The following is a 20,826-nucleotide window of genomic DNA, read 5'->3' on the forward strand; positions in this document are numbered from 1 at the left end:
AGCCGGCCCGGTGCGGGGAGCGGGCGGGACCCGGCACCCGAAGGAGACCCGCAATGCCGCATCCCCGCGATGTCATCGTCCTCGGTCTCGGCGGCATGGGCAGTGCCGCCGCCTACCACCTGGCCGCCCGCGGCCACCGCGTCCTGGGGCTGGAGCGCTTCGGCCCCGCGCACCACCGCGGCTCCAGCCACGGCGGTTCCCGCATCGTGCGGCAGTCCTACTTCGAGGACCCCGCCTACGTCCCGCTGCTGCTGCGCTCCTACGAGCTCTTCGCGAAGCTGGAGCACGACACCGGCCGCAGCATCGCCACGCTGTGCGGCGGCGTGATGGTCGGCCGCCCCGAGAGCCGCACGGTCTCCGGCAGTCTGCGCTCGGCCCGGCAGTGGGATCTCCCGCACGAGATGCTGGACGCCGCCGAGGTGCGGCGCCGCTTCCCGACCCTGACACCGGCGGACGACGAGGTCGCGCTGTACGAGGCGCGGGCCGGGTTCGTCCGCCCCGAGTCGACCGTCGCGGCGCACCTCCAGCTCGCCCAGCAGGCCGGAGCCGAACTGCGGTTCGAGGAGCCGGTCACCCGCTGGGAGGTGCTGCCGGGCGGCAGGGGCGTACGCGTCCACACGACGGACGACGTCTACAGCGCCGGACACCTGGTGGTGTGCCCCGGCGCGTGGGCGCCCGGCCTGCTGGCCGGTCTCGGCGCGCACTTCACCGTCGAGCGGCAGGTCATGTACTGGTTCCGGCCGCGCGGCGGCAGCGCGCCGTTCGCACCGGAGCGGCACCCCGTCTATGTGTGGGAGGACGCCGAAGGGGTGCAGATCTACGGGTTCCCCGCGATCGAGGGCCCGGACGGCGGGGCGAAGACCGCCTTCTTCCGCAAGGGCTCGCCGTGCGATCCGGAGACCGTCGAGCGGACCGTGACCGAGGCGGAGAGCGCGGCCATGGCGGCGCAGTTGCGGACCCGCCTCCCCCAGTTGCCCGGCTCCCTGCGCAAGGCCGTCACCTGCATGTACACCACCACACCCGACGAGCACTTCGTGCTGGCCCGGCACCCGCTGCACCCGGAGGCGGTGACGGTCGCCTGCGGATTCTCCGGGCACGGCTTCAAGTTCGTCCCCGTGGTCGGCGAGATCGTCGCCGACCTGGCACTCAACGGCACCACCGAGCACCCGATCGCCCTGTTCGACCCGCGCAGGGATGCCCTGCGGGCCCCGCACCGCCGCCTCGCCACTCCCGAGGGAGAGACCACGACATGACGACCGCTGTCAGCAGCCTGCTGGCCACCCTGCCAGGGGACCGCTACACCGATCCGGAGAACTTCCGGCGCGAGCAGGAGCGCATCTTCGAGACCGCGTGGTTCTGCGCGGTCCGCTCGGCCGACCTCGACAAGCCCGGCGCCTACCGCACCGTCCAGGTGGGCCGCGAGAGCGTGCTGATCACCCGGAACCGCCGGGGCGGGCTGCGGGCCTTCCTCAACGTGTGCCGGCACCGCGGGGCGCGGCTGTGCACGGAGCAGGCGGGCCAGGTGCGGCGCAGCCTGCAGTGCCCGTACCACGCCTGGACCTACGACCTGGACGGTGCGCTGACGGCGGCGCCCAACCTGACCCGGATGCCGGACGTGGACCGCGCCTCCTACGGGCTGCACACGGTGGAGCTGCGGGAATGGCTGGGGTACGCGTGGGTGTGCCTGGCCGCCGAGCCGCCGTCGTTCGAGGAGACCGTCATGGACGGAGTCGCCGAGCGACTGGGCGGCGACGAGGTGATCGGGCACTACGGGATCGAGTCGCTGGCCCTGGGCCGCCGCCGCACCTACGACGTCGCGGCCAACTGGAAGCTGATCGTCGAGAACTTCATGGAGTGCTACCACTGCGCCACCATCCATCCCGAACTGACCGAGGTGCTGCCCGAGTTCGCCGACGGCTTCGCCGCCCAGTACTACACCGGGCACGGGCCCGCGTTCGCGGACGAGGCGGAGGGGTTCACCGTGGACGGCGGCGCCGGCTTCGCCCGGCTGCCGGGAGTACCCGACACGCACGACCGCCGCTACTACGCGCTCACCATCCGGCCGCAGGTGTTCGTCAACCTGGTGCCCGACCATGTGATCGTGCACCGGATGATCCCGCTGGCGCAGGACCGTACGGTCGTCGAATGCGACTGGCTGTACGCGCCGGAGGTGGTCGCGAGCGGCGCGGACGTCTCGCACTCGGTCGAGCTCTTCCACCGGGTCAACCTCCAGGACTTCGACGCCTGCGAACGCACCCAGCCCGCCATGGCCTCCCGGGCCTACCGGAAGGGCGGTGTCCTGGTGCCCAGCGAGCACCACATCGGGGACTTCCACACCTGGGTGACCGAGCAGCTCGCCGACCCGGACTGAGGCGCGGCCGGGCAGCGTGATGGGGTGGGGCGCATGGACAGCGCGCCCCGCCCCTCCCCCGCCCGAGCCCTGGCCGGCGCACGGCTCGTCGTCTTCGACTGCGACGGGGTGCTGGTGGACACCGAGCGGATCGGACCCGAGGTCGTGGCGGCGATGGCGACCGAGGCGGGGTGGCCGCTGACGCCCGCCGACGTGCTGGAGAAGTTCCTGGGCACCCCCGAGCCGTATCTGCTGGCGCAGGTGCGCGCACATGCCGACCGGACCGTGGACGACGGCTGGCTCGCGGAGTACCGGGCCCGGGTGGCCGCCGCGTTCGACGCGGCGCCGCACACGATGCCGGGCGTCGGCGAGCTGCTGGACGCGCTGGACGCACGGGGCCTGCCGTACTGCGTCGCCAGCAGCGGCAGCCATCCCCGGATCCGCCACTCGCTCACCGCGACCGGGCTGTGGAGCCGTTTCGCGGGCCGGGTCTTCAGCGCGGACGACGTGCGCGAGGGCAAGCCCGCTCCCGACCTGTTCCGGCACGCGGCCGCCGTCTGCGGCGTCCCGGCAGCGGAGTGCCTGGTGATCGAGGACAGCCCGGCGGGGGTCCGCGCGGCGCGCGCGGCCGGTATGCCGGTGCTGGGCTACACGGGCGGGCCCACCCCGGCCGCCTGGCTGGCGGACGCGGATGCCGGGACCGTCGCGGACCTGCGGGAACTTCTGCGCCCCGACCCGGTGTAGGCGTCATGTAGGCGTCGTACAGGGGCGGTGCAGGCGTTCCGCTCCGGCTGTCGGCCCGGCGTAGGCGGTCTGTCGGCCGCGGTGCGGAGGCTGGGGTCGCCCCGGAGCGCCGGGAGGAGGAACTCCCGGGCCCGGTACGGAAGGAGAACCCCATGGCATCCGACACCCCGGCAGGCAAGCGCGTCCTGATCTCCGGTGCGAGCGTGGCAGGGCCCGCGCTGGCCTACTGGCTGAACCGCTACGGCTTCCACGTCACCGTCGTCGAACGCGCTCCCGGGCTGCGCCCCGGCGGCCAGGCGATCGACGTCCGCGGTACCGCGATCGAGGCGGCCGCGCGGATGGGCGTCCTGGACGAACTGCGGGAGCACGCGACCGACCTGCGCGGCATGTCCGTGCTGGACGCGGACGGCAACGAGACGTACAGCACCACCGAGGCCACCGCCAGCGGCGGCCGGCTGGACCGCGACGACGTCGAGATCCTCCGCGACGACCTCGCCCGCATCCTGGTGGGGGCCGGCGGCTCCGGCGTCGAGTACCTCTTCGACGACTCGATAGCCGCGCTCGACGAGCGCCCGGAGGAGATCCGGGTGCGCTTCGCCGGTGGCCGCGAGCGCGCTTTCGACATCGTCGTCGGCGCGGACGGCGTCCACTCGCACACCCGCTCCCTGGTCTTCGGCCCGGAGGAGCGCCACCTGCGCCCCCTCGCCGGGCATCTGGGCGTCTGGACGGCCCCGAACGTGCTGGACCTGGACCGCTGGCAGCTCGCCTACCTGACCGGGGACCCGGACGCGTCGGGCTGTCTGGCGATGAGCGTGCGCAAGAACGCCGAACTGCGCGTCTACGTCGGGCTGGGCGGGGTGGACCGCACGGACCGGGAGCTGCGTGACCCGCAGGCCCAGAAGCGGCTGATCGCCGAACGCTACGCGCACGTGGGCTGGGAGATGCCCCGCCTGCTGGAGTACATGTGGGAGGCGCCCGACTTCCACTTCGACGGCGGCGCCCAGGTCCATCTGGACGCCTGGTCCAGCGGCCGGGTGGTGCTGCTGGGCGACGCAGGATACTGCGGCTCGCCCTCCTCCGGGCAGGGCACCAGCATGGCGTTGGTCGGCGCGTATGTACTGGCAGGGGAGCTGAAGGCCGCAGACGGCGACCACCGGGCGGCCTTCACGGCGTACGAGCGCGAGTTGCGCGACTGGGTCACCGCCAACCAGGCGCTGGCGCACCGGTCGGCCGGGAGCGGGGAGTACGGCACCGCGCAGGAGGCGGCCGAGGCTCCGAAGGACGCCTCCGAGGTGCTGAACCTGAGTGACGACTACTACGCCGTCACGGACGGCTTCGCGCTGCGCGACTACTGACGGACGGCCTCGCCGCCCGGGCCGGCCGCCCCGCCTCCGACGGCGGGTCGGCCGCGCCAGTCGTGCCTCCCCGATCGAGGGGCAGGCCGCGCAGCTCTGCCGTGCCCAGGGACTCACCGCTCCGGGTCAGCTCAGGCCGGGCCCTGAGCGCTGGCCCTGCTCGCGAGGCAGGGTCTTCGGCTGGAAGCCGCCGCAGGAAGCGGGGCGGGGTCGGGCAGTTGGCTCTGTTCGCGAGAAGAGGTAGCAGATGTTCACCACTTGGGGAGACATCGGCGTCCGGGAGCGTGTCCGAAAGATCGTGGCAGTCCCGGAGAGTGACCACGGCTTCGTGCCAGTCGGCTAGAAGAGGCCGCTGCGCATGTGGCCCGTGAGGTTCTCGAGGATCTCTCGCAGCCACGGGCTTCGGACGGTCGGCAGCCGGACCAGGGTGTGCCGGAGCACTGCCGGGTCGGCTCGGAACAGGTGACGGGGGTGCGGTGCGGGCGGGTCGAAGTCGTCGCGGAGTACGCCGACGGGGAGGGCGCCCGGAGCGGGAACGGACAGGTCCGGCCCGGGGAAGGCCAGCCGCAGCCACACTCCGAATGGCAGCGGCACCAGGTGCGGTGCCGGATCGGCTGAGGTCCAGGTCCTCCCCGTCTGAGGATGGGACGGCACGAGAAGGATGGAGACATCTGGGCCGGGAGCCGGCAGTCCCGGTCCGGCCAGGCCGGCGCGCCGCGCCTGCGGACCTGTGGGCAGCAGGGCATCGAGTGCGCGCTGGAAGACCTGCCCGACCAAGCCGTCCGGGACGATCACGGGGTGGCCCCCCGATGCCGCCAGCAGGTGGGCGAGCGCATGGCCGGCCGCCGCCTCCCACTGCGGGCTCCACGACCACGAGTAGTTCGACCAGTGGCCCACCGCCGTCCGTGATCCCCATGCGGCGATGGGCTCGAACGGGGGCGTGGCCTTCCCCTCCGCCATCAGCTCCGGCCAGGAGAGCGGCACGGCGTCGGCGCCGGCGACGGGAAGGCGGCGTACGGCGTTCGGTTCGAGCCACATCGCCTGCCAGAGCGAGCAGTCGTCGATCCGGCTCGCCACGGGCAGGGCGCACTCCATGCAGGTCACGTTGGGGCCGTCGGCACCGTCGACGCCGCAGCAGTAGCCCCCTCCGCGGTTCTCCGGGGTCAGCAGCGTGCCGATGGCGTCGCCTGGTGCGATGACGATGGCGCCTGGCGAGCCGTCGGAGAGGGCGTGGACCGGCGCGTGGACACCGCGGGCGGCGGCTTCGTCCGGATGGATCTCCTCCCACCTCCGCCACGGTGGTCCCCAGGGCTCCGGGTCCACGGCGCACGTGCCCGACTCCATGAGCACCGGGAGCTGCACCCCGTTCCCGTACCGCTGATGCGCATGGACCGGCAGCATGACCTGGGACAGCGGGATGGTCAGCCTGGCTCCACAGCCGGCACACACGAAAACGAACAACCGTCCTCCGCACCGAAACAGGGACATCGTCGCAGCTCGGAGGCAGACCGGCCACCGTGTTTTCCACCCGCTGCGCGAGACCGCGCACCGCGGCAGCCGCCCGGGGCACCATGGGTGCGATAGCCAATCAATGAAGTTACATGCTATAACTCCAGTGTCTGCCAATCACCGAGAAGGGCTGCACGGCCCTCTCCGCCGAAGGGACCGCGTCATGACCGCAGCAACAGGCTCGCTCCACACCGTTCTGGGGGCCGGTCCCGCAGGGACCTCCCTCGCACTGGAACTCGCGCGCCGCGGACACGCTGTCCGGCTGGTCGACCGCGCCGGCTCCGGTGAGCCGCTGGGGGGCGTCGAGCGCCTCAAGGGGGATGTCAGCACGGTGGACGGAGCGCTCGCCACGATCGAGGGCGCGGACGTGGTCCACCACTGCGTCAACGTCGCCTACCACCTCCAGGTCGACGTCCTGCCCGGCATTCAGGAGGCGGTCCTGGGCGCGGTGGCGCGCACCGGTGCACGGCTGGTGGTCCTGGACACGCTGTACCCCTACGGCGAGACGCACGGCGAGGTCATGACGGAGGCCACCCCGTGGCGGGCAGCCACGGCCAAGGGCCGGATGCGGGCCGCGCTGGACGAGAACTACCTGACCGCACACAAAGAAGGCCGGGCGAAGGTCGTGCTGGGCCGCTCGGCGGACTTCGTCGGACCCCGAGTGCTGAATTCCACGCTGGGCGGGGCCGTCTTCCCGGCCGCGCTCACGGACGGCGAGGTCCTGGCGCTCGGTGACATCGATCTCGAGCACAGCTACACCAACATCCTCGACGTGGCCCGGGGCCTGGCCGTACTCGGCGAGAACCCCTCAGGTGACGGCCGGGCCTGGCACCTGCCCACCGCCCCCGCCCGCACGACCCGCGAGATCTTCACCGCGCTGGGCGAGCTGGTGGGCCACCCGCTCCGGACCGTCACGATGAACGAGGCGCGCCCCTTCGGGCCGTTCGACGAAACGTTCATGAACTCCTACGCCGAGCTGTTCTACCAGCACACCGAGCCACAGATCATGGACTCCAGCGCCTTCCAGCAGGAGTTCGACGTCGAACCCACTCCGATCGAGACCACCTTGAGAGAGACCCTGGCGTGGTACCGGGACTTCCTCGCCGCCCGAACGAAGAGCTGACCAACGGATCCCCTGCACATTCGGCGGCCCTCTCCCCCGGTGACCGGGAGAGGGCTTTGCCCTGTCTCATCAGCGATACAGTGACGCATACGCTTCGGCCCCGCGCGGCCGGCGCAGGAGGCGGTGCATGACAGGAGGCAGGGCATGACAGTCCGTGCGAACAGCCCGCGTGCGCGGTACCGGGAGCAGACCCGCTCGGAGATCAAGGACGTGGCCGTACGACAGCTCGCGGCCGGGGGCATCGAGGGCGTGGCGCTCCTACGGATCGCGAAGGAGATCGGGCTGTCCGGCCCGGCGCTCTACCGCTACTTCGCCAGCCGTGACGACCTGCTGGCGGAGCTGGTCCTCGACGCCTACGAGGGCGCGGCCGCAGCCGTCCACGCCGTGGACACCGAAGACGGTGGGCGGGCCGCTCTGCACGCCCTGACTCACGCCTACCGGGAGTGGGCCGTGGCGCAGCCGCATCTGTACCTGCTCATTCAGGGCACCCCGGTGGCGGGCTTCACCGCTCCGACCGACACCGTACTGAAGGCACGCTCCGTCCTGGGGCCCTTCCTGTCCGTCTTCGCCCAGGGCCGGCCACTGGTCCGCGTGGACCCGCTCGTAGCGCAGCTTCGGACCTGGTTGCGCGAGGAACCCGAGGTGGCGGCCTGGGTCGAGCAGTGGACGGGGCAGACCGGCACCGTCGCGGACGTCGCGCTGACCGGGGCCGTGATGACCTGGCCCCAGATGCACGGCACGGTCAGCCTGGAGATCACCGGCCAGTTCGACGGCATGGGACACGACCCCGCGACCATGCTCGACATCCAGACGGCGATCCTGGCCGACACCTTCCAGCTGCCCTGACCGCCGAGAGACCCTTCCCGCACTGCTCCCGTGTCACCGCACCGGTCGCTGCGCTCGATTCGGCCGGACCGCTCAGTCCAGCGCCGCGCGCAGCCGGGTGAGGTCTTGCGGCGACATGTGCGGGCTGTAGCTGTCGAAGAGCGCCTGGCGGCCCAGGCGCGCGGCGCGGGCTCCGTCCCGGCTGCCGAGGGCCTCGACGACGAGCCGGTGGTGGCGGGTCGAGCGGTGCATCCGGTCGGCCGCGCCCCCTTCGTCCCGCGCGTGCTGCAGCGTGCTCTCGATGGCGTCCACGACGGCGTCGTGGACGGCACGGGCGCACAGGGCGAGCAGCGCGTTGCCGCTGGCCTCGGCGACGACCCGGTGGAATCCGGCGTCCGCCTGGCTGAAGGTGTGCGTGTCGGGCGGCGTGTTCCCGCTGCCGGCGGCCTGCGCGCAGTCCGCCATCCGGTCCACCAGTTCCGTCAGCCGCCGCAGGTCGTCGTCGGTGTGCAGCCGCGCCGCGAGGCGGTAGCTCTCCGCGTCCAGCACCATCCGGAACTGGATCAGTTCGGCGGGTCCGGACAGATGGGACCGGGCCAGCCGCCCGAGGGCGTGGCTGAGGGTGTCGGGCGAGACGCCCAGCACCTCGGCGCCCAGCGGATCGCCGGGCCGCGAGCGGATCAGGCCCGCGGACTGGAGGACCCGCAGCGCTTCGCGGATGGTGGAGCGGCCCACCTCGAACTGGCGCACCAGTTCGCGCTCCGCGGGCAGCCGGGAGCCGGGCGGCAGGTGCCCGGCGAGGATGCGCTCCTCGATCTGCTCGGCGACGCGCTGGTAGGCGCGCACCGGGCGCACCGGCTGGAATCCGGTCCGACCAGGGGGATCGACCGACATCGGCACCCTTTCTGACGCTCCTGCGAGCTCTCGACGCGCTCGTGGCGGGCTGCTTGCGGGCTGCTTGCACAGCCACGTGTGCTGATCCTGTGCCGTCCCGGCCGCCCCCTTGACCGGAACCGGGACACCCGAGCAGAGTACGGACGATCAACTGGTCTGACCAGTCGCCTGGTCCCGGCGGACGGGATCGGGCGGCGGGGACAGGGACTTGGAGGGTCCATGCATTCCGGTCCCGGCGAACAGCCGTGGGATTCCCTGCTCGACACCGAGGCGGCCGTCGCCTTCACCCAGGAACTGGTGCGGCTGCGCACCGTCAACTCCGAGGGCGCCGAGGCCGTCGAGAGACCGGCCGCCGACCTGGTCGCCGCACTGTTCACCCGGTTCGGCTGGGAGCACACCGTCACGGAGGTGGCCCCGGGCCGCCCGAATGTGGTCGCGACCGTCGAGGGCGGCGGGGGCCAGGGGCCCACGCTGATGTTCGAGGGGCATACCGACGTCGTGACCGAGGGCGATCCCGCCGACTGGAGCGTGGACCCCTACGGCGCCGAGATCCGCGACGGCCGGATGTGGGGCCGCGGTACGGCCGACATGAAGTCCGGTGTGGCGGCGATGATCTACGGGGTTCGGGCCCTTCAGCAGGCGGGCCCCTTCCCTGGGCGGATCGTGCTGGGCGTCATGGCCGACGAGGAGGGCATGATGCTCGGCGCCAAGGCGTTCGCGGCCTCCCCGGCGGCCGGCGAGGTGGACGGGGTCGTCGTCTGCGAACCGGAGGGGTACGAGGTGTGCACCTCGGCCCGCGGCGGCATCCGGCTGCGCCTGGACCTGACGGGCGTGATGGCGCACGGGGCGATGCCCCAGGAGGGCCGCAGCCCGATCGAGGCCGGGGCCCGGATCGTCGAGGCGCTCGGCACGGTACGGGAGTGGGCCGCCGTGCGCTTCGGCCGCCACCCGCACGCCGGTTCGGTGACCGTCACGCCGACCGTGCTGCTGGGCGGCGACCCGGACCAGCTCAACGTCATCCCGGCGCACGGCATGGTCGGGGTGGATGTACGGACGATCCCCGGCACCGACCACGCGGAGCTGATCGAGCGGATCCGCACGACGGCGGAGCAGGCGGCGGAGCCCTTCGGGGTGGCCGTGCGGCAGACCGTCGTGGACGACCGGCCCGCGGTCGAGACACCCGAGGACCATCCCGTGGTGCAGGGGTTGGTGGCCGCCCACACCCGGGTGCACGGCAGCGCGCCCGCGTTCGGCGCGGTGCCGGGAACCACCGACGGCACCATCCTCACCCGGGACGCCGGACTGCCCACCGTGGTCTACGGCCCGGGCGGCAAGTGGATCGCGCACCAGAAGGACGAGTTCGTGGAGGTGCGCGAGATCGGCGAGTACGCCCGCGTCTACGCCGGGGCCGCCCACCACTTCCTCACCGGCTCCACCACGCCCGCGCCGGAAGGAGGTGCGGCGGCGTGACGCTGTGGCAGGCCGAGGAGTTCCCCGACGGGCTGCCGATCGGCGAGAGCTGGGTGGCCACCGCGGACCAGCAGGTCGTGACGTTCCCCTACGACGGAAGCCCGGTGGCACAGGCCCCGGTCGGCTCCGTCGGCCAGGCCCGGCAGGCCGTCGGGCACGCGGCCGCGCTGCGCCGCGAGGCCGCCGCGCTGCCCACCCGGACCCGCCGGGCCGTGCTCGGCCGGGTGGCCGACGCGCTCGAAGCGGTCGCGCAGGGCATGGAGGACCTACTGGTCCTGGAGACGGGCAAGCCGCGGGCCGACTGCCGTACGGAGGTGGTCCGCGCCGTCGCCACCTGGCGGGCGGCGGCCGACGAGGTGGTGCACATCCACGGCGAGACGGTGCCGCTGGACGGGCTGCCGTCCGGAGACGGGATGACCGGCTTCTGGACGCGGCGGCCGGTCGGGGTGGTCGTCGGGATCGCCGGGTTCAACTACCCGATGATGCTGGCCACCCACAAGATCGCGCCCGCACTGGCGGCCGGCTGCCCGGTGATCGTCAAACCGGCACCGGCGACCCCGCTGGCCACGCTGTGGCTGGTGAACCTGGTGCGCGAGCTGCTGGTGGCCGAGGGCGCCCCGGCGGGCACGGTGCAACTGGTCACCGGCGATGCGGCCGTGGGGCGCGCGCTGACCACGCACGAGGCCGTCGCCGCGGTCTCCTTCACCGGGTCGGCGGCGGTCGGCCACCGCATCGCGAAGGACGCGGCGCCCCGCAAGGTGGTGCTCGAACTCGGCTCCAACGCCGCGCTGGTCGTGGCGGCGGACGCCGATCTCGACGCGGCGGCCGACGCGGTGGTGCGCGGCGGCTACTACGCCTCCGGGCAGGCGTGCATCGCGGTCCAGCGGGTGATCGCCGAAGCCCCGGTGGCGGCCGAACTGGAACGGCGGATCGCGGCACGGCTGGCGACCGTACCGGTCGGCGACCCACGCGCGGAGGGCACCCGGGTGGCCGCGCTGATCGACGAGGCCGCGACGGAGCGGGTGCTGGCGTGGCTGGAGGACGCCCGCGAGGCGGGAGCGCGGCTGGTCGCGGGCGGCGAGCGGGTGGGCCGCTGTCTGACTCCGGCGCTGCTGGCCGGGGTGCCGGACGGTCAGCCCGCCTGGGACGAGGAGATCTTCGGCCCTGTCGTCTGCCTGCGGTCGGTTCCGGACCTGGACGCGGCCTTCGCGGCGGTCGACGCGAGCCGCTACGGGCTGCACGCCGCGGTCTTCACCCGCCGTCTCGATGTCGCCTTCCGCGCGCTGGACGAACTGGACGTCGGCGGCGTGGTGATCAACGAGGTGCCCGGATACCGCTGCGACGTGGCGCCCTACGGCGGCGTCAAGGACTCCGGCATCGGGCGTGAGGGCCCGCGGTTCGCGATCGAGGAGCTGACAGTGACGAAGATGGCGGTGATCAGGCCGTGAGCGCCCGCCCGGAGAGCGGCCCGGGTGCCGAGGCGGACGCGGTGGACTACGGGCGGCTGTTCCGGCTCGACGGACGGCGGATCGCCGTGGTCGGCGGCGCGAGCGGCATCGGCCGGGAGGCGGTACGCGCCCTGGTGGCGCACGGCGCCGATGTCGTGGTGGCCGACCGGGACGAGGCCGGAGCCGAGGAGACCGTGCGGCTGGCCGGTTCCGGCGCCCGCCCGTATCCGCTCGACGTACTGGACGAGGAGGCGCTGACCCGGGCCGCGGCCGCATGGGGCCCGCTGGACGGGCTCGTGGTGACGGTCGGCGTCAACGTCCGCAAGCGGATCGCCGACTACACGGTGGCCGACTTCGAGCGGGTGGTCGCGCTCAATCTGCGGGCCCACTTCTCGCTGGTGCGGGCCTGTGCCCCGGCGATGGCCGAACGCGGCGCCGGCTCGGTCGTCTCCCTCGCCTCCATGCGGGCCTTCCAGGTGGAGCCCGGCCAGGGGGTGTACGCGGCCTCCAAGGCGGGCCTGGTCCAACTGCTGCGGACGGCGGCCGCGGAGTGGGGCCCGCAGGGTGTGCGGTTCAACGCGGTGGCGCCCGGCGTGGTGCGCACCCCGCTGACCGACCAGATCGCCGCCGACGCCGAGTGGTTCGACGCCTATGCGCGGGCCTCCGCGCTGCAGCGCTGGGCGCGGGCCGACGAGATCGCGGGCGCTGTGGTCTATCTGCTCTCGGACGCCGCCACGTTCGTGACCGGCAGCGTGCTGACCGTGGACGGCGGCTGGACCGCCGTCGACGGACGGTACGACCCGGCAGTGTGACCCCCGTGCCGTTACCAGCCGTCCACCGAGGAGCACTCCGCCATGTCCGAGCACCACCCCGTCCCCGAAGAGGAGGACCCCCTCGCGGGCCTCCCCCGAACCGGAGCCAGGCGCCCGGCGCTGTGGCTGCTGCTGATCCCCGCCGTGCTCTACTGCGCCGCCCCGCTGGTGGCGAACCGCATCGAACCCCGCGTGGCGGGGCTCCCCTTCCTGCTGTTCTGGATCGTCGCGGCCACGGTGGTCAGCCCCCTGGTGATCTGGGCGGTCTCACGGCTCGACCCGGCCTTCGCCGAGGGTGCGGCCGAGCCCCTGCCGGTCGACGACGAGGGAGGGCACCCGCGATGAGCGGATCAGCCGCGACCGCCACGACGCTCTTCGGCCTCGCCATGGCCGCGACCCTCGCCATCGGGGTGCTCAGCGCCCGGGGGCGGGACAAGGGGATGGCCGAGTGGTCGGTCTCCAGCCGCGGCCTGGGCGTGCTGTTCATCTGGCTGCTGATGGCCGGCGAGACCTACACCAGCTTCTCCTTCCTGGGCACGGCCGGCTGGTCCTACTCGTTCGGGGTGCCGATCCTCTATCTGGTCGCCTATCTGACCACCGGCTTCGCCGTGGCGTACGTCGTGGGCCCGGCGCTGTGGACGTACGCGAGCCGGCACCGGCTGCTGTCCATAGCCGACATGGCCGAACACCGCTTCCGCTCCCGGCCCGTGGGAATACTGGTGGCGGTCACCGCGACCGTCTTCCTCGTCCCCTATGTGCAGGTGCAGATCCAGGGCATGGGCGTGGTGGTGAACGCCATGACCTACGGCAGCGTCGATCTGCATGTCGCCGCCGTGGTCTCCTTCGTCGTCGCGGAGGCGTTCATCCTGGTCTCGGGGCTGCGCGGGTCCGCGTGGGTGAGCGTGCTCAAGGACGTGCTCGTCATCCTGGCGGTGGTCTTCCTCGCGGTGTGGGTACCGCTGCACTACCTGGACGGATACGGCGACTTCATGACGCGGATGGTGCAGGAGAAGCCGGAGTGGCTGACGTTCCCGGGACATGAGTCCGGCGGGCTGAACGGGACCTGGTTCGTCTCCACCCTGCTGCTCAACGCGGTGACGATCTCCATCTTCCCCACCACCGTCGCCGGTTACCTCAGCGCCAAGAGCCCGAACGCGCTGCGCCGCAACGCCCTGCTGCTGCCCTGGTACCAGTTGCTGCTGTTCATCCCGATGATGGTCGGCGCCGTGGCGCTGTTCGCGCTTCCCACGCTCGACAACCCGGACCTGGCGCTGTTCCGGCTGGTGACCGACTCGCTTCCGGCGCCGGTCGTCGCGGTGATCGGCGTGGCCGGGGCGCTGTCGGCCATCGTGCCGATGAGCGTGTTCATGCTGGCGATCGGCACCCTGTGCGGGCGCACCCTGCTCGGCGGCGGCAACGGCTCCGACCCGCGCAGCCGCGCCCACCGGAACCGGGCGGCGGGCACGAGGGACGACGCGCCGGGCAGTGCACAGGACGTGCGGATCAAGCGGCTGTCCCAACTGGTGTGCTTCCTGGCCGGGCTCGTGGCCCTGCTGGGCGCGCTCTTCTTCCCGAACACCCTGGTGCAGCTGTCGGTCCTCTCCTACGAGGGGCTGGCCCAACTGGTACCGCTGGCCCTGCTCGCACTGTTCTGGCGGCGGCTGACCGCGGCGGCGGGAGTCGCGGGCACGCTGGTGGGCCTCGGCGTGGTGCTGCTGCTGTGGTGGACGGACAACGACCCCTGGCACGGGATCAACGGCGGGCTCCTGGGCCTGACGGCCAACCTGCTGGTGGCCGCCGCCCTCACCTACGCCCGGCCGCCGACTTCCACGAGCGCACGGCCGCCCGGCCCGCACCAACAGCCCGGGCAGAACCCGTCGGACCGGGGAGAGACGGTGTGAACGTGATCCGGCGCGGGACTTGGACCGCCACCGCGAAGGCCGCGCCGGTGGCCGCCCGCACGCTTGAAGGCAAGGTGTCCGGGCCCTGTCCGGGCAGCGGCGGACCGGTGGGCCGGCCGCCGGGCCGACCGGGCCGTCCGTCGACCTGTGGGGTCCCTGCGGCGAGGCGACGCGGTACTCCTTGCCGCCTCCCCGGTCGTCACTCGGCCGGCTTGCGGAGGTCCCGGCGGATCCGGTCCACCTTCTCGGCGAAGCCCTCGATGTCGTAGTCCGCCGGCTGGTCGGCCTCGGCCGCGCTCTCGCCGCCGTCGCTGACCGTGGCGGCGGAGCCCCTGTCGTCCCAGGCGCAGACGGGGATGACCGCACCTTCCCCGCCCTCGGCGCGGGGCAGGACGAGGCACGTCAACGACTCTCCGGAACCGGCCGGGGTGAGATGGTGGCGCTTCGGCGGGGTGTCGGTGTCCGCGGCCGCCACCGCACCGTCGAGCATCTTGGCGGCGGAACTGCCGTCCTCGGCGGCGGTGGAGTTGTAGCCCATGAAGAGGTAGCGCTCGGCCCCGGACTCGGACGCGTACCAGCCCACGTACTGGCTGTCCCCCGGGTCGAGGTCCGGATTGCGGTAGTCGGGCTTGTCGCTGAGATCCTCCTCGAGGCTGAGCCGCCCGCCGTCGGCGGACCGCGGCAGGGACACGTGGTAACCGGTGCCCGAACCGCCCCCCGCGGAGTTCGAACCGCTGTGCTGGCGCGCCGCGTTGAGCAACGAGAAAGCGGCCAGCCCGCCGATGACCGCGAGCACGACACCCACCGCCTTCCATCCTCCACGGCTCTTCGGCGGCGGAGACGGTGGCCCGCCCCAGCCTCCGCCCCCCGGGTGTACCGGGTGGGCGGGGTGGGCGCGAAGGCTGCCGTACGGAAGCTGCGGCGCGGGCCCGTAGGGAGTACCCCCGGGCGGCACGTACGGGCCGGGCTGTGGCTGCTGCGGGTACGGCTGGGGCGGCGGAGGCGCGGTCATGGTCGAAGATCGTACCCGTATGCGATTGTCCGATCGCGGGGAGTGCCGCTCCGGCCGCCTGCTGCCCGTGCCGGCGGTGGCCGACCAGGGCTACTCCTTCGCGGAGCCTGTCAGCATCCCCTGGATGAAGCGGCGCTGCAGCAGCAGGTAGACCGCGACGACGGGCAGCGCGATCAGGGTTGCCGCGGCGGCCAGCAGCGCGGTGTCCGAGGAGTGCTGCCCCTGGAAGAAGGCGAGCCCCAGCGGCACCGTGCGGTGTGCCTCGTCGCTCACCATCACCAGGGCCATGAGGAATTCGTTCCACGTCCACATGAACACGATGACGGTCAGCGTGGAGAAGGCGGGCCGTCCCATGGGGACCAGGATGCGGGTCAGGGTCGACCAGTGGGTGGCGCCGTCGATCCGCGCGGCCTCCAGCAGCGAGCGCGGTGTGTTGCGGAAGTAGGTCCGCATCCAGAAGACGCCGAAGGCCAGGGACTGCGCGGTCTGCGGCAGGATCAGCCCCCAGTAGGTGTCGGTCAGGCCCCAGTGCCGCAGGTCGAAGTAGAGCGGGACGATCACCGCCTCCTGCGGCAGGGTGAGCCCCACGACGAAGAGGTAGAACAGCACCTCGGAGCCGGGGAAGCGCATGGTGCCGAAGGCGTAGGCGGCGAGTGTGGCCAGCACGGTGGTGGCGGCCACCACGGCGACGGCCACCAGGACGGAGTTGAACAGGTAGCTGCCGAAGTGGCCGCGGGTCCAGGCGTCGGCGAAGTTGTGCCAGTTGAGGCCGTCCGGCAGGGCGAAGCCGGTCTTCAGCGAGTCCTGGCGGGCCAGCGCCGTGGAGAGGATTCCGGCGACGGGGGTCAGCGCGATCAGCGCGAACAGGGCGAGGATGCCGTAGGTGACGCCGCGTTCGGTGCGGGAAGTGTTCATCGGCTCCGGCCCTCCACGAACCTGGTGACCACCATGGTCAGCGCGAAGATCACGGCGGTGAGAGTGATGCCCATGGCCGAGGCCGAGCCGACCTCGCCGCTCTCGAAGGCGCGGCGGTAGACCTCGTAGGAGGGCACGGAGGTGGCGTTGCCCGGTCCCCCACTGGTGGTGATGTAGATCAGGTCGAAGTTGCGCAGCGCCGCCACCAGGGTCAGCGTGAGTGCGACGGCCACCTCGGCGCGCAGCCCGGGCAGGGTGACGGTGAGGAACTCCCGTACCGGTCCGGCGCCGTCGATCCGGGCCGCTTCGTACAGTTCCCGCGGTATGCGCTGGGCCCCGGCGAGGAAGAGCACCAGACACAGCCCGGTCTCCACCCAGGTGCCGATGGTGCCGACGGCGGGCAGCGCCCAGGTGTCGTCGCCGAGCCAGGACCGGGCCAGCCCGCTCAGGCCCAGTGCTCCGAGCGTGTCGTTGAGCAGCCCGTCGGGTGCCAGCACGGCACGCCAGGCGACGCCGACCACGACCATCGCCAGCACCTGCGGCAGGAACAGCACGGTGCGGAAGAAGGTCATGCCGCGGATCCGGAAGCGGGTCAGTGCCGCCGTCAGCAGCAGTCCGACGGCCACCGGAAGCGCGGCGTAGAAGAGCAGCAGCACCGCGGCGTGGGCGAAGGGGACGCGCAGTTCGGGGTCGGTGAGCAGGTCCTGGTAGTTGTCCAGCCCTGCCCAGCTCGCACGGGTCAACCCGTCCCAGTGCAGCAGCGACAGCCAGCCGGTCTGGGCGAGCGGCCAGAGCAGGAACACCCCGAACACCGCGAGGGCGGGCAGGACGTACAGATAGCCCACGGCTCTCGGCTCGCCGGGCGCCCGCCGACGGTGGCGGGCCCTGCGGGTGCCCGGCGCCGCGGCGGCGCGCCGGGCACCGGTCTCCCGGCCGGTGAGGGCGCTCATTGTGCGTCACCGCCGTCCCCGTCGTCCCCGTCGTCGGACTGCTGCTGGGCGCGGAATTCCGCGTATTCCTTCTGCGTCCGCTCGGCGAACTCGTCCGGGCCGAGGTCGCCGCTGAGGACGCCCTGGAGGTCGGCGGAGAGCGTGTCGTAGAAGGTGGGGGTGGTGTAGTCGAGGTAGGGCACCAGCCCGTCGGCGGCGTTCAGCTTCTCCCAGCCGGCGACCATCTGGCCGTTCGGGGAGTCCGGGTCGAGCTGCTCGGCGGCCTGGCCGGGGACCACGGGCAGCACGCCCTCCTCGGTCATCACCTTCGCGGCGTGTGCGTCGGTGAGGAAGTCGAGGTAGGCGGCGGCGACCTGGGGATGGTCGGATTTGGAGGTGATGGACCACGGCAGTCCCTCGCCTCCGGTGGTGACCGGCTGCTTCCCGGCTGCCGGCGGCGGTGGCATGAAGCCGAGGTCGTCGCCCATGGGCTCGCGCAGGTCGGCGAGTTGCCAGGTGCCGGTGATCAGGAAGGCGCCCTTGCCGTCGGCGAACTGCTTGGCCGCGTCGTCGTACCCCTTGCCGTTGGCGCCCTTGGGGACGTAGCCCTGCTTCGCCCAGCCGGCGAGGGTGCGGGCAGCGGTGCGGGTGGCGTCGGTGTCGAAGCCGCCGCCCCGGCCGAAGACCGTCTCGCGCACCGGCTCGGCGCTCCCGGCAGCCTGTCCCTGGAGGACGCCGAAGGTGTGGATGGCGGGGTATTTGTCGAGGTTGCCGAACTGCACCGGCAGCTCGCCGGCCTGCTTGAGCTTCGGCAGTGCGGCGGTGAGGTCCTGCCAGGTCCTCGGCGGCTCGAGGTCCGCCTTCCGGAGCACCTTCTTGTTGTAGTAGACGCCGATGTACTCGCCCTCCTGCGAGATCCCGTACAGCTGACCGGTGCCGAACCGCTTGCCGTCGGGGGCCACCCGGTTGAGGTTGAGCAGCGTCTGCGGGAAGCGGGTGTTCCAGCTGTAGAGGCCCGCGTAGCTGTCCAGCGGGGTGAGCATCCCGGCGCGGGCGAAGGCGACCATGTCCGCGTAGCCCTGGTTGGCCTGGACGACGTCGGGCGGGTTGTCGCCGCTCAGGGCGAGCTTGAGGGTCTTCTTCAGATCGTTGAAGCTGCGGGCCACCCGCTTGATGGTGACGTTGGGGTACTTCTTCTCGAACTCCTCGTTGAGGCGCTCGATCTCGGCGTTGGTGCCGCCGCGGGTCTGCTGGTCCCACACCGTGAGGGTGACCTTCCCGGCCTTGCCCGGGTCGGGTGTCGCGGTCACCGCGGCGCCACCGGTACCCGCCGCTCCCGACCCGTCGGTGCCGGGTACGCAGGCGGCGGCCAGCAGCAGGGCGGCCAGCGTCCCGAGGGCGGTGCGGGGCCGGCGCAGCCGTCCTCGTCCGTGGTGCCGGTGCGGGGTCATCGTCGTACGCCCTCCTTGGTGCTGCGCGCGGTTGCGGCCGCGCGGGCCCGTGCCGTTCCGGTTCACGAGCGGAAGCCGATGGTGGGGGTGGCGCGCAGCAGCGGCCATTCGCCGTTGCCGCCGGGGAGCAGGTCGTCCAGGAAGGCGTAGCGCCGCATCACCTCCTGGCTCTGGCCGCCGATCCGCCGCGCGTACTGCCACCAGGCCGCGACCTCGCTCCACCCCGGTGCCGAGAGGGAGCCGCCGAAGTGCTGGACGGACAGTGCGGCGGTCAGGTTGGCGAACGCCAGCCGGTCGGCCAGCGGCCAGCCGGCCAGGGTCCCGGTGGTGAAGCCGGCCATGAACACGTCCCCGGCGCCGGTGGGGTCGAGCGCCTCGACGCTCAGCGCGGGCACGTCGGCGTACTCGCCGGTGGTCCCGTCGACGGCCACCGCGCCGCCGGGGCCCTTGGTGACCACCGCGACGGGCACCAGCTCGGCCAGCGTGCGCACGGCCGCCTCCGGGGTGTCGGTGCGGGTGTAGTGCAGGGCTTCGGTGGCGTTGGGCAGGAACGCGTGGCACAGCGACAGGTCGGCCAGGGTGTCCGGGTCCCAGGCGCCGGTCTCGTCCCAGCCGGTGTCGGCGAAGATCAGGCTGCCCTCGCCGTGGGCCCGCCGCACCCAGTCCCCCACCCGGCCCGGCGACAGCGAGGTGACGCAGGCCCGGGACGCCGGGCGGGCGGCGACGCTGACGCACGGCTTGGGCGCCTCGTGGCCGTGGCTGACCATGGTGCGTTCGCCCTCGTAGGCCATGGAGACGGTGACCGGGGAGTGCCAGCCCTTGGCGCGGTGCGAGGGGGTCAGGTCGATGCCCTCGCTCTCGGAGAGCGCCTCCCAGCAGTAGTCGCCGTACATGTCGTCGCCGAAGGCCGCGGCCAGTGCGGTACGCAGTCCGAGCCTGCGCAGCGCGGTCGCCATGTTGGCGACTCCGCCCGGGCTGGACCCCATGCCGCCGGCCCAGGTCTCGGTGCCGCGCACGGGGGCGTGGTCGAGGCCGGTGAGGACGATGTCGAGGAAGACCGTGCCGGTGAGGAACACATCGGTCTGCGGGCCCTCCTCCGTGCGGAGGCCGGCCAGCGGGTCCAACCAGCTCCCGGTCGGTGCCGGTTGGGCACTCCCAGTGGTACTCAAGGCCCCTCGCCCCTCTCAGCTATGGCCAAAACTCAGCGTTTACGTAACTGATTTGAGCGACACCATGCACTCACCTCCGGCAGAATGCAATAGGTCAGTCACAGTCGCGCAAAGACGCTCAGTCGCGCTAGGGTGCTGCGCATGTTGCGCGAAACCCGGCACGAGAAGCTGCTGCGGATCCTCCGCGAGGAGGGGGTGCTGCCCGTCGTCGAGATCGCCCGGCGGCTCCAGGTCAGCGAGGCCACGGCGCGCCGGGACGTGTCCGACCTCTCCGAATCCGGCCGGCTGCGGCGGGTGTACGGCGGCGCCATCGCCCGGGAACCGGTCGAACGCCCCTTCGCCGAGGAGGAGGTGGACGACCTCCCCGCCAAGGAAGCCGTCGCCGCGGGCGCCGCGGAGCTGATCAGCAACGGGGAGACGGTGCTGCTCGACATCGGCACCACCACCCTGCAGCTCGCCCGGCTGCTGCACGGCCGGAAGATCACCGTCGTCACCTCCAACCTCGCCGTCTACGAGGAGCTGCGCTCCGACCCGGAGGTGACACTCGTGCTGCTGGGCGGCGAGGTCCGGCGCAACTACCGTTCGCTGGTCGGCCAGATCACCCGGGCCGCGCTCCGCGAGATCTACGCGGACCGGGTCTTCCTCGGCACCAGCGGGGTACTGGCCGACGGCCGGGTACTGGACACCACCGAGGTCGAGGTCCCCGTCAAACGGGCCATGCTGGGCTCGGCCCGCCAGGCCGTGCTGCTGGCCACCCCGCGCAAGTTCCCCGGCACCGGCAGCGCCCGCGTCTGCCAGGCAGGCGACATCGACATGCTGATCACCGGCCGGGAGTCCGATCCGGCCACCCTCGCCGCGTTCCGCGAGGCCGAAGTGGAGGTAGTAGAGGTATGACGGGAATGACAGCAGCGCCGGACCC

The 20,826-nt window shown here is 72.5% G+C and carries 19 protein-coding genes; 12 read left to right on the plus strand and 7 right to left on the minus strand.

Translation table 11 applies throughout. The features are described 5' to 3' along the window. Positions 1-53: 53 nt before the first annotated feature. The 4 genes from solA to BMX65_RS14905 all read left to right on the plus strand — a co-directional run bounded on the left by solA (position 54) and on the right by BMX65_RS14905 (position 4,449). Positions 54-1,253 (plus strand): N-methyl-L-tryptophan oxidase, encoded by a 1,200-nt coding sequence (solA, locus tag BMX65_RS14890; RefSeq protein WP_075000756.1) that lies wholly within the window; start codon positions 54-56, stop codon positions 1,251-1,253. Next, positions 1,250-2,371, plus strand: a complete 1,122-nt coding sequence (locus BMX65_RS14895) for an aromatic ring-hydroxylating oxygenase subunit alpha (RefSeq protein WP_075000757.1) — start codon at positions 1,250-1,252, stop codon at positions 2,369-2,371. Before solA ends, BMX65_RS14895 begins: the two co-directional genes overlap by 4 nt. Positions 2,372-2,404: 33 nt before the next feature. Then, a complete protein-coding gene (locus BMX65_RS14900; RefSeq protein WP_075000758.1) occupies positions 2,405-3,094 on the plus strand; it encodes an HAD family hydrolase in 690 nt (229 codons plus the stop codon). Between the two features lie 152 nt (positions 3,095-3,246). Beyond that, on the plus strand, positions 3,247-4,449 hold the full coding sequence (locus tag BMX65_RS14905; protein WP_075000759.1) for an FAD-dependent monooxygenase: 1,203 nt from the start codon (positions 3,247-3,249) through the stop codon (positions 4,447-4,449). 339 nt (positions 4,450-4,788) lie between these two features. Here the strand turns inward: BMX65_RS14905 and BMX65_RS14910 are convergent, their stop codons facing one another. Next, positions 4,789-5,910 carry a hypothetical protein gene (locus tag BMX65_RS14910; RefSeq protein ID WP_075000760.1) on the minus strand — a complete coding sequence of 374 codons (1,122 nt, stop codon included), beginning with the start codon at positions 5,908-5,910 and terminating at the stop codon, positions 4,789-4,791. A gap of 211 nt (positions 5,911-6,121) precedes the next feature. Between BMX65_RS14910 and BMX65_RS14915 the strand changes: the two genes are divergently transcribed. Both BMX65_RS14915 and BMX65_RS14920 read left to right on the plus strand, forming a co-directional pair. Next, positions 6,122-7,081 (plus strand): NAD-dependent epimerase/dehydratase family protein, encoded by a 960-nt coding sequence (locus tag BMX65_RS14915; RefSeq protein WP_075000761.1) that lies wholly within the window; start codon positions 6,122-6,124, stop codon positions 7,079-7,081. Between the two features lie 144 nt (positions 7,082-7,225). Continuing rightward, entirely contained in the window at positions 7,226-7,927 is a 702-nt protein-coding gene (locus tag BMX65_RS14920) for a TetR/AcrR family transcriptional regulator (protein WP_075000762.1), read from the plus strand. Positions 7,928-7,999: 72 nt separating this feature from the next. Here the strand turns inward: BMX65_RS14920 and BMX65_RS14925 are convergent, their stop codons facing one another. After that, the gene (locus BMX65_RS14925; protein ID WP_075000763.1) at positions 8,000-8,800 is read right to left on the minus strand and encodes a FadR/GntR family transcriptional regulator; all 801 of its coding nucleotides are present in this window, start codon (positions 8,798-8,800) and stop codon (positions 8,000-8,002) included. Between the two features lie 219 nt (positions 8,801-9,019). Between BMX65_RS14925 and BMX65_RS14930 the strand changes: the two genes are divergently transcribed. The 5 genes from BMX65_RS14930 to BMX65_RS14950 are packed head-to-tail and all read left to right on the plus strand — an operon-like array spanning position 9,020 to position 14,431. Next, a complete protein-coding gene (locus BMX65_RS14930; protein ID WP_075000764.1) occupies positions 9,020-10,270 on the plus strand; it encodes a M20 family metallopeptidase in 1,251 nt (416 codons plus the stop codon). Continuing rightward, positions 10,267-11,718 (plus strand): aldehyde dehydrogenase family protein, encoded by a 1,452-nt coding sequence (locus BMX65_RS14935; protein ID WP_079171899.1) that lies wholly within the window; start codon positions 10,267-10,269, stop codon positions 11,716-11,718. Before BMX65_RS14930 ends, BMX65_RS14935 begins: the two co-directional genes overlap by 4 nt. Further along, complete coding sequence (locus BMX65_RS14940) at positions 11,715-12,530, plus strand: SDR family NAD(P)-dependent oxidoreductase (protein WP_204357571.1); 816 nt, start codon at positions 11,715-11,717, stop codon at positions 12,528-12,530. Before BMX65_RS14935 ends, BMX65_RS14940 begins: the two co-directional genes overlap by 4 nt. A 42-nt stretch (positions 12,531-12,572) precedes the next feature. Continuing rightward, positions 12,573-12,875, plus strand: a complete 303-nt coding sequence (locus BMX65_RS14945) for a DUF3311 domain-containing protein (RefSeq protein WP_075000765.1) — start codon at positions 12,573-12,575, stop codon at positions 12,873-12,875. After that, on the plus strand, positions 12,872-14,431 hold the full coding sequence (locus tag BMX65_RS14950; protein WP_075000766.1) for a sodium:solute symporter family protein: 1,560 nt from the start codon (positions 12,872-12,874) through the stop codon (positions 14,429-14,431). Before BMX65_RS14945 ends, BMX65_RS14950 begins: the two co-directional genes overlap by 4 nt. A gap of 199 nt (positions 14,432-14,630) precedes the next feature. On the opposite strand, the gene BMX65_RS14955 is transcribed toward BMX65_RS14950, so the two are convergent. The 5 genes from BMX65_RS14955 to BMX65_RS14975 all read right to left on the minus strand — a co-directional run bounded on the left by BMX65_RS14955 (position 14,631) and on the right by BMX65_RS14975 (position 19,907). Then, entirely contained in the window at positions 14,631-15,236 is a 606-nt protein-coding gene (locus BMX65_RS14955) for a hypothetical protein (RefSeq protein ID WP_075000767.1), read from the minus strand. Between the two features lie 297 nt (positions 15,237-15,533). Beyond that, positions 15,534-16,358, minus strand: coding sequence for a carbohydrate ABC transporter permease (locus BMX65_RS14960; RefSeq protein ID WP_075000768.1), 825 nt, complete (start codon positions 16,356-16,358; stop codon positions 15,534-15,536). Beyond that, positions 16,355-17,308, minus strand: a complete 954-nt coding sequence (locus tag BMX65_RS14965; RefSeq protein ID WP_239501983.1) for a carbohydrate ABC transporter permease — start codon at positions 17,306-17,308, stop codon at positions 16,355-16,357. The genes BMX65_RS14960 and BMX65_RS14965 overlap by 4 nt, the downstream gene beginning before the upstream one ends. Beyond that, positions 17,305-18,738: an ABC transporter substrate-binding protein gene (locus BMX65_RS14970; RefSeq protein ID WP_177214272.1), complete on the minus strand. Its 1,434-nt coding sequence runs from the start codon at positions 18,736-18,738 to the stop codon at positions 17,305-17,307. Before BMX65_RS14970 ends, BMX65_RS14965 begins: the two co-directional genes overlap by 4 nt. Positions 18,739-18,800: 62 nt before the next feature. Then, positions 18,801-19,907 (minus strand): carbohydrate kinase family protein, encoded by a 1,107-nt coding sequence (locus BMX65_RS14975; RefSeq protein ID WP_075000769.1) that lies wholly within the window; start codon positions 19,905-19,907, stop codon positions 18,801-18,803. Between the two features lie 141 nt (positions 19,908-20,048). On the opposite strand from BMX65_RS14975, the gene BMX65_RS14980 reads away from it, so the two are divergent. After that, the gene (locus BMX65_RS14980) at positions 20,049-20,801 is read left to right on the plus strand and encodes a DeoR/GlpR family DNA-binding transcription regulator (RefSeq protein ID WP_075000770.1); all 753 of its coding nucleotides are present in this window, start codon (positions 20,049-20,051) and stop codon (positions 20,799-20,801) included. Positions 20,802-20,826: the final 25 nt, after the last annotated feature.

The organism is Streptomyces qinglanensis (assembly GCF_900111245.1).
Classification (GTDB): Bacteria; Actinomycetota; Actinomycetes; order Streptomycetales; family Streptomycetaceae; genus Streptomyces; species Streptomyces qinglanensis.

Excerpts from the sequence above, each read along its gene's own strand:
- solA (WP_075000756.1), top strand. The coding sequence starts at position 54 with ATGCCGCATCCCCGCGATGTCATCGTCCTCGGTCTCGGCGGCATGGGC.
- BMX65_RS14895 (WP_075000757.1), top strand. The coding sequence starts at position 1,250 with ATGACGACCGCTGTCAGCAGCCTGCTGGCCACCCTGCCAGGGGACCGC.
- BMX65_RS14900 (WP_075000758.1), top strand. The coding sequence starts at position 2,405 with ATGGACAGCGCGCCCCGCCCCTCCCCCGCCCGAGCCCTGGCCGGCGCA.
- BMX65_RS14905 (WP_075000759.1), top strand. The coding sequence starts at position 3,247 with ATGGCATCCGACACCCCGGCAGGCAAGCGCGTCCTGATCTCCGGTGCG.
- BMX65_RS14915 (WP_075000761.1), top strand. The coding sequence starts at position 6,122 with ATGACCGCAGCAACAGGCTCGCTCCACACCGTTCTGGGGGCCGGTCCC.
- BMX65_RS14920 (WP_075000762.1), top strand. The coding sequence starts at position 7,226 with ATGACAGTCCGTGCGAACAGCCCGCGTGCGCGGTACCGGGAGCAGACC.
- BMX65_RS14925 (WP_075000763.1), bottom strand. The coding sequence starts at position 8,800 with ATGTCGGTCGATCCCCCTGGTCGGACCGGATTCCAGCCGGTGCGCCCG.
- BMX65_RS14930 (WP_075000764.1), top strand. The coding sequence starts at position 9,020 with ATGCATTCCGGTCCCGGCGAACAGCCGTGGGATTCCCTGCTCGACACC.
- BMX65_RS14945 (WP_075000765.1), top strand. The coding sequence starts at position 12,573 with ATGTCCGAGCACCACCCCGTCCCCGAAGAGGAGGACCCCCTCGCGGGC.
- BMX65_RS14950 (WP_075000766.1), top strand. The coding sequence starts at position 12,872 with ATGAGCGGATCAGCCGCGACCGCCACGACGCTCTTCGGCCTCGCCATG.
- BMX65_RS14960 (WP_075000768.1), bottom strand. The coding sequence starts at position 16,358 with ATGAACACTTCCCGCACCGAACGCGGCGTCACCTACGGCATCCTCGCC.
- BMX65_RS14965 (WP_239501983.1), bottom strand. The coding sequence starts at position 17,308 with ATGAGCGCCCTCACCGGCCGGGAGACCGGTGCCCGGCGCGCCGCCGCG.
- BMX65_RS14970 (WP_177214272.1), bottom strand. The coding sequence starts at position 18,738 with ATGACCCCGCACCGGCACCACGGACGAGGACGGCTGCGCCGGCCCCGC.
- BMX65_RS14980 (WP_075000770.1), top strand. The coding sequence starts at position 20,049 with ATGTTGCGCGAAACCCGGCACGAGAAGCTGCTGCGGATCCTCCGCGAG.